The 11,821-nt window shown below is 40.9% G+C and carries 11 protein-coding genes and 1 other annotated feature; of the genes, 8 read left to right on the forward strand and 3 right to left on the reverse strand.

The features are described from left to right. The first annotated feature begins 48 nt into the window (after nucleotides 1-48). Nucleotides 49-287 (forward strand) — a binding site (T-box leader). A gap of 60 nt (nucleotides 288-347) precedes the next feature. After that, the gene (ileS, locus tag SJW71_RS11495) at nucleotides 348-3,440 is read left to right on the forward strand and encodes an isoleucine--tRNA ligase (protein WP_431812166.1); all 3,093 of its coding nucleotides are present in this window, start codon (nucleotides 348-350) and stop codon (nucleotides 3,438-3,440) included. Between the two features lie 41 nt (nucleotides 3,441-3,481). Here the strand turns inward: ileS and SJW71_RS11500 are convergent, their stop codons facing one another. Beyond that, a complete protein-coding gene (locus SJW71_RS11500) occupies nucleotides 3,482-4,084 on the reverse strand; it encodes a LysE/ArgO family amino acid transporter (protein ID WP_431812167.1) in 603 nt (200 codons plus the stop codon). A gap of 110 nt (nucleotides 4,085-4,194) precedes the next feature. Here SJW71_RS11500 and SJW71_RS11505 point away from each other — a divergent pair, with 110 nt between their 5' ends. The 5 genes from SJW71_RS11505 to SJW71_RS11525 all read left to right on the forward strand — a co-directional run bounded on the left by SJW71_RS11505 (nucleotide 4,195) and on the right by SJW71_RS11525 (nucleotide 8,004). Further along, nucleotides 4,195-5,628, forward strand: a complete 1,434-nt coding sequence (locus SJW71_RS11505; protein WP_431812168.1) for a PLP-dependent aminotransferase family protein — start codon at nucleotides 4,195-4,197, stop codon at nucleotides 5,626-5,628. Nucleotides 5,629-5,684: 56 nt separating this feature from the next. Further along, entirely contained in the window at nucleotides 5,685-5,807 is a 123-nt protein-coding gene (locus tag SJW71_RS11510; protein ID WP_431812169.1) for a hypothetical protein, read from the forward strand. A gap of 3 nt (nucleotides 5,808-5,810) precedes the next feature. After that, the gene (locus SJW71_RS11515) at nucleotides 5,811-6,014 is read left to right on the forward strand and encodes a hypothetical protein (protein ID WP_431812170.1); all 204 of its coding nucleotides are present in this window, start codon (nucleotides 5,811-5,813) and stop codon (nucleotides 6,012-6,014) included. Nucleotides 6,015-6,272: 258 nt separating this feature from the next. Further along, entirely contained in the window at nucleotides 6,273-6,521 is a 249-nt protein-coding gene (locus tag SJW71_RS11520) for a hypothetical protein (protein WP_431812171.1), read from the forward strand. A gap of 298 nt (nucleotides 6,522-6,819) precedes the next feature. Beyond that, nucleotides 6,820-8,004 carry an oxalate decarboxylase family bicupin gene (locus tag SJW71_RS11525; protein ID WP_312506700.1) on the forward strand — a complete coding sequence of 395 codons (1,185 nt, stop codon included), beginning with the start codon at nucleotides 6,820-6,822 and terminating at the stop codon, nucleotides 8,002-8,004. A 35-nt stretch (nucleotides 8,005-8,039) separates the two neighbouring features. Here the strand turns inward: SJW71_RS11525 and SJW71_RS11530 are convergent, their stop codons facing one another. Continuing rightward, a complete protein-coding gene (locus SJW71_RS11530; RefSeq protein ID WP_274793224.1) occupies nucleotides 8,040-9,191 on the reverse strand; it encodes an MFS transporter in 1,152 nt (383 codons plus the stop codon). 96 nt (nucleotides 9,192-9,287) lie between these two features. Between SJW71_RS11530 and yeiL the strand changes: the two genes are divergently transcribed. Then, nucleotides 9,288-9,950, forward strand: a complete 663-nt coding sequence (yeiL, locus tag SJW71_RS11535) for a transcriptional regulator YeiL (protein ID WP_274793223.1) — start codon at nucleotides 9,288-9,290, stop codon at nucleotides 9,948-9,950. A gap of 183 nt (nucleotides 9,951-10,133) precedes the next feature. Here yeiL and SJW71_RS11540 read toward each other — a convergent pair whose 3' ends face one another. Continuing rightward, the gene (locus SJW71_RS11540) at nucleotides 10,134-10,439 is read right to left on the reverse strand and encodes a hypothetical protein (RefSeq protein WP_429978390.1); all 306 of its coding nucleotides are present in this window, start codon (nucleotides 10,437-10,439) and stop codon (nucleotides 10,134-10,136) included. Nucleotides 10,440-10,722: 283 nt separating this feature from the next. Here SJW71_RS11540 and SJW71_RS11545 point away from each other — a divergent pair, with 283 nt between their 5' ends. Next, a complete protein-coding gene (locus SJW71_RS11545; RefSeq protein WP_274793221.1) occupies nucleotides 10,723-11,703 on the forward strand; it encodes a diaminopimelate dehydrogenase in 981 nt (326 codons plus the stop codon). The last annotated feature ends 118 nt before the right edge of the window (nucleotides 11,704-11,821 follow it).

Genomic DNA, 11,821 nt, shown 5'->3' on the forward strand with positions numbered 1-11,821 from the left:
ATTGACAAACATTGGCTAATTTGATACGATGACATGCAATAAAAGCATACAAATTCGTTGATGAGAAAGAGTAGTGTTTCATTTTGTTCTACAGAGAGCCGGCAGTTGGTGGAAGTCGGTGTGCAGATGTTACATGAAAATCCTCTCTGAGAAGGTTAGCTGAAGAAAGTAAGCTAACCCGGGTGTCTACCGTTAAAAAGAACACGTATGTTTGTACGTTGCTGAGTGCTATTGACCATTGTGTTAATAGAATTAGGGTGGTATTCGCGGTTAACCCCGTCCCTTTTCTTGGGACGGGGTTTTTTGTATGCCTTTTATACAAATTTGATTGTATAGGAGGAACTAATATGCAGGTAGAACAAAAGAAAGAAACAACGGTTGAACGAGAAACACGGATTCGAGCTTTGTGGGAACAAGAGGCTACCTTTGCAAAATCCGTAACCAATCGAGCTGGACAGCAGCCATTTGTATTTTACGAAGGACCACCGACAGCAAATGGTTTACCACACGTCGGCCATGCATTTGGCAGAACAATTAAAGATGTTGTAGCTCGCTATAAAACAATGCAAGGCTTTTTCGTTGAACGAAAAGCAGGCTGGGATACACATGGATTGCCTGTGGAGTTAGGGGTAGAAAAGACATTAGGTATCTCTGGAAAACAAGAGATTGAAAATTACGGGGTAGAGCGTTTTATCCAAGCATGTAAAAATAGCGTTTTTACTTACGAACAGAAGTGGCGATCCTTTACAGAACAGCTAGGTTACTGGCTCGATATGGATGATCCTTATCTTACACTAAGTAATGATTACATCGAGTCCGTCTGGCATATTTTAAGTCATGTTCACAAGGAAAATCGTTTATATAAAGGGCATCGGGTGTCACCATATTGCCCTAGCTGTCAAACGTCCTTAAGCTCTCATGAAGTGGCACAGGGCTACAAGGATATCAAAGATTTATCTGTGACAGCCATGTTTAAGCGACAGGATCACGACGAATATTTTTTAGGCTGGACGACGACACCGTGGACTTTACCTGCCAATGTTGCTTTGGCAATGAATCCTGCACTTAAATATGTACGTGTAAAGCATGCAAATAACGTATACATCCTGGCTAAATCACTTGTAGCAAAGGTATTTTCAGAGCCTGTAGAAATAGTAAGTGAGCATGATGGGCATGAGTTTGCGGGTGTTTCCTATCACCCACCATTTTCTTATGTAAAGGTCGATAAAGGGCATGTTGTTGTCATGGCAGATTATGTGACAGAGCACAGTGGTACAGGGATTGTGCATATCGCACCTGCCTATGGCGAGGACGATTATAAAACAGTTCAGCACCATGGTTTATCCTTTATTAATGTAGTGGACTTGAAAGGGTGCTATACAGATGAAGTACCAGAGCTTGTCGGGCGATTCGTGAAAGATTGTGATGTCGATATTATAAAAATGCTTGCAAAAAAAGAGCTGTTATTTGCAAAAGAAAAATATGAGCATAGCTATCCACATTGCTGGCGCTGTGATTCACCATTGTTGTATTACGCAACAGATAGCTGGTTTATCAAGATGTCATCCTTAAAGGAGCAGCTTTTACAAAATAATCAACAAGTGACATGGTATCCAGGTCATATTAAGGATGGTCGATTTGGCAACTTCCTAGAAAATTTAGTGGATTGGAACATCAGCCGAAACCGCTACTGGGGGACACCGCTCAATGTATGGGTTTGTCAGGGTTGCGGTCATGAGGAGGCTCCAAACAGTATCGCAGCATTAATAAAATTAGCCAAAGGGGCTGTTGATGAGCAAATAGAGCTTCATAAACCATTTATCGATGACATTGTCTGCACTTGTCCTCAGTGTCAGGGAGACATGAAGCGTACACCTGAAGTAATTGATGTTTGGTTTGATAGTGGCTCGATGCCATTTGCGCAGCAGCACTATCCTTTTGAAGATGTGGCGACTTTTCACAATCAATTTCCAGCAAATGTCGTTATTGAAGGGATTGACCAAACACGAGGCTTTTTCTATAGTTTATTAGCCGTATCGACCTTGTTTACAGGGAAGCCACCTTATAAAAATGTCCTATCGTTAGGGCATGTGTTAGATGAGCATGGGCAGAAGATGTCTAAAAGTAAAGGCAATGCTTTAGAACCAGTTGAATTAATCGAGCAGTATGGAGCGGATGCTTTACGCTGGGCCTTTCTAGTAGATAGCTCCCCTTGGAATCCGAAGCGCTTTTCCAAGAAAATTGTATTGGATGCGAAATCAAAGCTAGTAGATACACTTGATCATACGTTTAAATTTTATGAAATGTATGCCACAATCGATGGGTTTACGTATGATGCCTCAAATACTGGTACACGGTCACATTTAGATCATTGGATTTTGTCTCGCTTACATCACACTATCCAAGTTGTGACAGCTGCCATGGATGATTACCAATTTACGCAGGCGACTAGGGAAATTGCCCAATTGGTGGAGGAGTTAAGCAATTGGTATATTCGCCGTTCTCGCGCCAGATTTTGGGCAAATGGGCTGACTGTAGATAAACGAGGAGCATTTAGTACACTTTACGAGCTTCTAACATCTATTTGTCAATTACTAGCTCCGTTTACTCCATTTATAGCAGAAGATATTTACCGACAATTATGTGGGAAAAGTGTCCATCTTGAAAACTATCCAATATGTAACGAGCAGCTAATGGATGTGAGGCTAGAACAAGAAATGGCAATGGTGTTAACAGTAGTGGAACTAGGACGTAGTATACGCAATAGCCAGGGGATGAAGGTTAAGCAACCTTTAAGTGAACTCATTGTTGCAGTAAATGGTGAGTTGGCAGATTACCAAGTCTATAATGAGCTCATTCAAGATGAGTTAAATATCAAGTTCTGTAGATGGACGCATGACTTTTCAGCCTATGAACGTGTCTATTATAAGCTGAACTTTAAAACAGCAGGAGCTGCATTTGGTTCAAAGGTGAATCAGGTAAAAGACTATGTAACGACATTAACAAATGAAGAGAAAATTAAGTTACAGCAACAAGGGGCATTAGATATCGTAATTGAAGATCAACAGCTTACATTGCTGTCAACGCATGTGGTCGCAGAATCCGTCGTGAAGGAGCATTATATAAAAGCAGAGGATAGCACTTGTCGTGTCTTGCTCAATGTACAACTAACGGAGAGCTTATTACAAGAGGGGCAAATGCGAGAATTGATCCGTACAATTCAAGATGCACGTAAAAAATGGCAGCTACCAGTGGAGCAATATGTGTCGATTGCCTTTAATGGGAGTTCGGAAGTCTTATCTATCATCCAGCAGCACGAAACTTTATTACAAGCAAATGTGTTGGTCAAAGCTCTGCATTATGGTGTGGAATGGCACGAAGAAACATCGATAGATACAGCACTGTTTAATGAAAAGCTTACAATTTTTGTTGCGCTATAAGAAAAATGCTCAGGTTACCGCCTGAGCATTTTCTATGTATGCTACAGGAAGCCACTTGCAAGATAACAGGCTGTTGCCCATATAAAGATGGCAGAGCATTTATTAAATAATCGCATTAGTTTTCCAGAGCGATCCAGTTTTTTGAACGAGGCTCCCGTCAAAGTAAGTCCGAAAAACCACAGCCAGGAAATTAAGACACAGGCGAGGGTAAAAATGATTTGCTCTGTACCACTATATTTTAATGCGCTCGTCCCAATAACACCGATTGTATCTAATATCGCATGTGGATTGAGGAGCGACACAGAGAGTGCAAAGAATATTTGTTTTTTTACAGGCAGTGCTTCGCTATTAGTGGTAGATGACGGATTTGAACGCCAAATACTATAGCCCATATAAAGTAAGAACACGATACCAACCGTCATTAACGTAATTCGTAACCACTCAAATTGTAGGACAATTAATGATAAACCGAATACCGCTAGTAAAATCAACATTGTATCACAGATAGCTGCTGTCACACTTGCAGGCAATGCTTTGAATACATTTGGTTGTGAAGCACCTTGCGAAAAAACAAAAACATTTTGTACACCTAATGGCAATATAAGACCAAATGCTAAAATGATACCATGAAGAAAAGCTTCCAACGACAATCCCTCCTTTCACTCTTCATTTTAGTTATGGTATAACTAAAAGAAAACGACCAATTGGATGGTTTTTTATCCACCCAATTTTCTAGAATGGAAGGGGATGAATCATGAGCTGGCAGCCAAATAGACAAAGTGACTCCACGTTACAGCAACAAATTGTTCACTGGGTAATCGCTCAAGTGGAACGAGGGGACTGGGTGGCAGGGACAAAACTTCCTACCCAACGACAATTGGCTATGCAGTTTGAAGTAAATCGAAGTACAGTTCAACAGGCTTTGGAGGAATTAAAAGCTATGGGCATTCTTGAGGCAAAGATAGGCTCTGGTGTTTATGTTACTGACAATTCCTGGCATGCATTACTTCAGCAAACACAGCCGAATTGGCAAACCTATATCGAAACAAGTATTCATAAGCCAAATTACCACACCATCCAATTGATAAATGAATACGAGCAGCGTGATGATGTCATTCGATTAGGAACGGGTGAGCTTGCTCCTGACTTGTTACCAACTGAGGAAATGGAATCTTCACTTAGAGAACTATCATTTCAGCCGAAAAGCTTAGGTTATTCTTCACCACAGGGCAATGATCAACTTCGTGCAGCAATCTGTCACTATGTTAAAAAAAGAGGAATCGATGCTGAGCCCCAACATGTCTGTATTGTTTCGGGTGCGCTGCAGGCATTGCAGTTAATTGCCGTTGGTTTATTAGAACAAGGGTCGATCGTATTTCAGGAACCAACCTCCTATCTAAACTCTGTCCATCCATTTCAATCGGTCGGTATGCAGATGATTGGCGTTCACCGTGATAATCTGCTTGCCCAAACATTAGCTCAACGGAAACGAAAAAAACAAGCCGTCTTTTACGCTATTCCTACTTTACATAATCCAACTGGATATGTTTGGACAGCACAGGAAAAAAAGCTACTGTATGAAGCCTGTCAAGCAACGCGAATTCCGATAATCGAGGACGATGTCTATCAAGATTTGCTTTTTGAAGCTACATCTCCACCAATTAAAGCAATGGATCGAAGCGGGCAAGTCCTTTATATGGGGAGCGTCTCTAAAACCTTAAGTCCTGGGCTCCGCATCGGCTGGCTTATCGGCCCAACAACCGTCATCGAACGACTGGCAGATATTAAAATGCAAACAGACTATGGCTCAAGTGCCATCTCACAGGAAATAGTATTACATTGGTTGCAATCAGGGAAATATGACAAACATATCGTAGGTTTACGCCAACAATTACAAGATCGAGCCGATTTTACAGAACGTATTTTGCAGGAAAAATTTAAGGATATCGCAAGTTGGGATAAACCAAAGGGAGGCTTCTATATTTGGCTCAAGTTTCATGAGCCTCTTGTAGATAAAGAATTCTTTCTAAAGCTATTGCAACAACAAGTATTAATTAACCCAGGCTATATTTATGATCCTCAAGACCATCACCATATTCGATTATCTTACTCATATGCATCCTATGAGGAATTACAGGAAGGCCTACAAATCTTGCATGACTGTGTCGTCGACGGGATGGGAAAGTGAGATATTGAGTGAAATAGGTATTATTTTAGGGGGATTCGCTCCAATTAGGGTGCAAGGTGATCCAAAAAGCGGGAGAACCGCTCCAAGTAGGATGCAAGGTGATCCAAACTGCGGGAGAACCGCTCCAAAATAGATGGAAAGCCCTCCACAAAGAGGGGAAACCGCTCCAAATAGAGTGAAAGGTGATCCAAAAAGCGAGAGAACCGCTCCAAAATGGAAGAGAAGCGCTCCAAAAAGCGAGGAAACCGCTCCAACCTAGAGTGAAAGGTGATCCAAAAAGCGGGAGAACCGCTCCAACAAGGATGCAAGGTGATCCAAAAAGCGAGGAAACCGCTCCAAGTAGAGCGCAAGGTGATCCAAAAAGCGGGAGAACCGCACCAAAATAGATGGAAAGCGCTCCACAATAGGGGAAAGCGCTCCAACTAGAGTGAAAGGTGATCCAAAAAGCGAGAGAACCGCTCCAAAATGGAAGAGAAGCGCTCCAAAAAGCGAGGAAACCGCTCCAACTAGAGTGAAAGGTGATCCAAAAAGCGGGAGAACCGCTCCAAATAAGATGCAAGGTGATCCAAACCGCGGGAGAACCGCTCCAAAATAGATGGAAAGCGCTCCACAATGAGAGGAAACCGCTCCAACTAGAGTGAAAGGTGATCCAAAAAGCGAGAGAACCGCTCCAAAAAGCGAGAGAACCGCTCCAAAAAGCGAGGAAACCGCTCCAAATAGGATGCAAGGTGATCCAAAAAGCGGGAGAACCGCTCCAACAAGGATGCAAGGTGATCCAAAAAGCGAGAGAACTGCTCCAAAATAGAAGAGAAGCGCTCCAAAAAGCGAGGAAACCGCTCCAACTAGAGCGCAAGGTGATCCAAAAAGCGAGAGAACCGCTCCAAAATCGATAGAAAGCGCTCCAAAAAACGGGGAAACCGCTCCAAATAGGATGCAAGGTGATCCAAACCGCGGGAGAACCGCTCCAAAATAGATGGAAAGCGCTCCAAATAGAGTGAAAGGTGTTCCAAACCACGGGGAAACCACTCCAAATTGAGTAGCACGAAGTAACTAGCTTCTGAACAACGAATTAATCTACAATTCCTTTTAATAATTCCAACCTGAGTCACTTCACCAACATAAAGAAAAGTGAATAATCAAAGCATTGCACCCATACATTTTAGAAGAATCATAGCGGAAAGAGGTGAACGTTTGGAGAATTTGCCACCAGGTTATTTTCAGGTGCCACAGCCTGTTAGGAGTGATGGAGCAGGAGGGGTGGATAAGGGGCCACGAGATATTATGCGGGATTTAGAAAATCCTGATATGCTGGTACCGCCAACGACTGATGCGGGGTTGATTCCTAATTTGCGCTTTTCGTTTTCGGATACGCATATGACCTTAAATCAGGGGGGATGGTCTCGGGAAATTACGGTTCGTGAATTGCCGATTGCTACGACATTAGCGGGTGTTAATATGAGTTTGACACCTGGAGGCGTGCGTGAGCTGCATTGGCATCAGCAGGCAGAATGGTCTTATATGCTCCTTGGTTATGCACGCATTACCGCAGTCGATCAAAATGGCTGTAACTTTATTGCTGATGTGGGACCAGGTGATTTATGGTATTTCCCGCCAGGAATCCCTCATTCTATTCAGGGACTAGAGGGCGGTTGTGAATTTTTATTAGTGTTTGATGATGGGAATTTCTCCGATCTCAATACACTCTCGATTTCGGATTGGTTTGCCCATACGCCAAAAGAAGTATTGTCGGCTAATTTTGGTGTTCCTCTGAGTGCCTTCCAACATATTCCGAACGAACAAGTGTATATATATCAAGATAAGGTTCCAGGACCCATAGATTCACAAAAAGTACAATCTCCCTATGGCAAGGTTCCACAATCTTTTAAACATCGTTTGTTAGCTCAGCCTCCATTGAAAACACCGGGAGGCAGTGTGCGCATAGTTGATTCGACTAATTTTCCCATTTCAAAAAATATTGCGGCTGCACTGGTAGAAATTGAGCCTGGTGCGATGAGGGAATTACATTGGCATCCTAATAACGATGAATGGCAATATTACTTACAAGGAAAAGGACGGATGACTGTTTTTACAGGGAATGGTACAGCTCGAACATTCGATTATCGAGCGGGAGATGTTGGGTATGTTCCATTTGCTACGGGTCATTATATTGAAAATACAGGCACAGAACCATTATGGTTTTTAGAAATGTTTAAAAGTGACCGGTTCCAGGATGTATCTTTAAATCAATGGATGGCTCTCACGCCAACTGAATTGGTGCAAAGTAATTTACGGGTCGGCCCTGAGTTGTTACATGCCTTAAGAAAGGAAAAATGGCCGGTGGTGAAATATCCTGGTTTTTCCTATTATCCGAAATAGCAAAGCAGGTGAAAAAATTCTCACCTGCTTTTTGATTAATATTGATATTTTGTGCGTGTTAACAGCAAAATGGCGATAGCGGGCACTGTACATATGAGCATGGCTGCGAAGGATAGTCCAGGCGATAGTTCATATAAATAGCCTCCTAAAAACGTCAGGATGGCCGTACTTAAGCCCATGGCTAATGCAGAGTATAGACCCTGTGCATTTGGAATTTGTTCCTTTGGTAAGGTTTGTGTTAGATAACGAATAAATGCATAATGCGCTAAAGCAAAAGATAATGCATGCAAGGTTTGTGAGGCAATAAATACCCATACATTTGGGAACATAAAGATGAGTAACCAACGTAGGGAAGAACCGCTTGCTGCTAAAAGTAATAAAGACGAAGAGCGCCACTTTGTCAAAAACGTATCAGCTTTCATAAAATAGAGGATTTCGCAAATAACAGCAATGTTAATAATCATCCCCATATAAAATGGGTCTACATGTAAATCCTCTAAATAAATATAGCCATAGCTATAATAGGAGGCATGGGCGCCCTGTAGCAAAATAACGATGAATAATACTACAGGGAAGCCTTTGATACTCCATAACATTTTCATTGATAAAGATTTTGCGCGTTGATCTTTTGTTGGCACAACGAGTAATTCCTTTGGTGTTGCTAATTGCTGCATGAGCAACATGCCAATAAGACCAATAATCATGCTCCAAAAGATCACGTTTTTACCGAAAACCCCAGTCAGCATACTAATGATCAATACAGCAATGACAAAACCAAAGGAACCGTAGGAGCGGCTTTTGCCATAGTGAATATTGCCGTGCTGGACAAGTGTTGCTGCACTACTTTCGACAGCAGGTAACAGTGCCGGATAAAAAATACTAAATAAAATCGTCACGATTAATAATGCGATAAATCCTGTACTTGGTATGTAGAGTAATGCCGTCAGAAGAGCTCCTACTGCTAATATCGTAATGAGTCGTTTGTTGTTTACATATTTTGCAAGTGTTGGGAAGAAGAAAAGATTGGATGTTGCACGAGCAAGTAGACCACAGCCCATGACAACACTCGCCTGTGATACTGTCAGATGTTTTGCATCAACAAGCCATCCTGTCCAATAGGGTAAGAAAATGCCCCAAGTAATGAAAAATGTAAAGAAATTTTGAGAAAGCCATCGTTGATTGTTCATATATTTACCGTACCTCCATTAACTATGTTGAATAATAGCACGTTCACCGCTACAATAATGTGAGATATCTCATATTTTTTATAGGAGAGTAAAAAAATGCATATACTAACAGCTGAAGCGCGGAACCATTATCTTGAAAACTATCCGATCAATGATTTTTTCTCATTTGAAATTGATCCCTATCTGGAAGTCTGTCAATTTGACAAAGGAGAATGGATTTTTCAGGAGGGCTCCTTTCCAGATACATTGTATTACATGATCGAAGGAAAGGCGAAGCTCTATATGACGCATAAAAACGGCAAGGTTTCACTTATTGAATATTTGGAAGCACCACGTTTTATGGGGGAAATTGAATTACTAAATGAGGCAAGGTATACGAAGGGGATCCAAACCGTAACAAAAACCATTTGTTATTCGATTACACAGTCGTGTAAGGAAAAGTTACTCGCGGATGCTTTATTTTTACGCAGACTTTGTGTGTTTTTAGGGGAAAAAGCCACAAAAATGACGTCTAAATATACACAAAATCAGGCATATCCCTTTGAAAATCGTTTAGCAGCCTTTATCCAATTATCTGCCGACCAAGGTGTCTATAAGGAGAAACATACGGAAATCTGTGAGTATTTAGGGGTTTCCTATCGCCATTTATTATATGTATTGGCACAGTTTTGCGAAGAGAAAATTCTAGAAAAGAGCAAGACAGGTTACCATATAATTGATGAGGAGCGCCTTGCACAGCTAGCACAGGAAATTCAATAGTATGATGAAAATTGTTGATCATTCTTTAAAAAGTCGTGCTTAGAAAGAGGAGAAAGCGATCTATAATTGAAGGGAAACGCTTAAAATGAGGAGTAAGATAATCTTTAGCCGGAGAAAACGCTCGCACATAATTTTCATTAATGTGCTCAACCTAAACAGTCCGACACAATGATTATTTAGACTTCACACATAGAAGTCTGGACATGGCTTGTTGTATTCACTTTTTTTAATGAGCCAGCGTGCGATTTCCTTGCCACTATGGTAAAAGTCAACCTCATGCACCTTGTTTTTTTGGATGGAAATGTCTAATGTATCTACCATAACGTCAAAAGGTAAAACGCCGATACATAAATGTTGATTAGGTACAAACTTTTCATCCTTACTACCAGTTTGCAATGCTTCATCGTTCATTAAATGTTGTGTCATATGGAATGCAAGTAGTTCTCCTTGTGCCAATGTTGTGCTTGATGAGTAACCAATACTTTTCATTCAACATGCCCCCTTTTGTCGTTACATTTATTGTACAAGACTCATTGGGAAAATAGCCGTCATTTACAAGGCTTTTACAATAACTTTAAGGTTCATGGAATAATTAGTAATTTGTAACCGTATTCATACCATTATGGGATAAAAACCATAGAAAACTGATATAAATTCTTTTAAAAAAACTCATACTCAAACTATTGTGAATTTTTCTAACACAAAGTATTATTGAAGTTAGATTTAACGTGAAAGTTTTCACAAAGTCACGTAATCGTTAGGAGGAATTTTGATGAGTGCAATTCGAGTAGGTATTGTAGGATATGGAAATTTAGGACGTGGTGTGGAGTATGCCATTTCACAAAATCCAGATATGGAATTAGTAGCGGTGTTCACACGCCGTGATCCTTCAACGGTAAACGTAGCAAGCAATGCTAGCGTATACTTAGTAGATGACGCTGAAAAATTCCAAAACGACATTGATGTCATGATTTTATGTGGTGGTTCTGCAACGGATTTACCAGAGCAAGGTCCTCACTTTGCACAATGGTTTAATACAATCGATAGCTTTGATACACATGCGAAAATTCCTGAATTTTTTGATGCTGTAGACGCTGCTGCCCAAAAATCTGGTAAAGTATCGGTTATCTCAGTTGGCTGGGACCCAGGTTTATTCTCATTAAATCGCCTATTAGGGGAATCCGTTTTACCGGTTGGTACAACATACACATTCTGGGGAGATGGTCTAAGTCAAGGTCACTCAGATGCTGTTCGTCGTATCGAAGGTGTTAAAAATGCGGTTCAATACACTTTACCAATTAAAGAAGCTGTAGAACGTGTACGTAATGGGGAAAACCCTGAACTCACAACTCGTGAAAAGCACGCACGCGAATGTTGGGTTGTGTTAGAAGAGGGGGCAGATGCAGCAAAAGTGGAACAAGAAATTGTCACAATGCCTAACTATTTCGATGAATATAACACAACAGTTAACTTTATTTCTGAAGAAGAATTTAAAGCAAACCATACAGGTATGCCACATGGTGGTTTTGTCATTCGCAGTGGTGACAGTGGTGCAAACGACAAACAAATTCTTGAATTCTCATTAAAGCTTGAAAGTAATCCAAACTTCACGTCAAGTGTATTAGTAGCTTATGCGCGTGCTGCACATCGTCTTAGCCAAGCAGGTGAAAAAGGCGCGAAAACAGTATTTGATATCCCATTCGGTCTACTTTCACCAAAATCAGCTGCAGATTTACGTAAAGAATTACTATAATCATAACGGCAGTTTCCCGGTTATCATTGATATGATAATCGGGATTTTTTATTTTAAGCCATTATTTCTCTAAAAATATGGTAAACTGTCAATAATTTAAAAATCTGAATTTTCGAGA

It is taken from the genome of Lysinibacillus sp. FW12, assembly GCF_050817245.1.
GTDB classification, from domain to species: domain Bacteria; phylum Bacillota; class Bacilli; order Bacillales_A; family Planococcaceae; genus Lysinibacillus; species Lysinibacillus irui.

Excerpts from the sequence above, each read along its gene's own strand:
- ileS (WP_431812166.1), top strand. The coding sequence starts at position 348 with ATGCAGGTAGAACAAAAGAAAGAAACAACGGTTGAACGAGAAACACGG.
- SJW71_RS11505 (WP_431812168.1), top strand. The coding sequence starts at position 4,195 with ATGAGCTGGCAGCCAAATAGACAAAGTGACTCCACGTTACAGCAACAA.
- SJW71_RS11530 (WP_274793224.1), bottom strand. The coding sequence starts at position 9,191 with ATGAACAATCAACGATGGCTTTCTCAAAATTTCTTTACATTTTTCATT.
- yeiL (WP_274793223.1), top strand. The coding sequence starts at position 9,288 with ATGCATATACTAACAGCTGAAGCGCGGAACCATTATCTTGAAAACTAT.
- SJW71_RS11540 (WP_429978390.1), bottom strand. The coding sequence starts at position 10,439 with ATGAAAAGTATTGGTTACTCATCAAGCACAACATTGGCACAAGGAGAA.
- SJW71_RS11545 (WP_274793221.1), top strand. The coding sequence starts at position 10,723 with ATGAGTGCAATTCGAGTAGGTATTGTAGGATATGGAAATTTAGGACGT.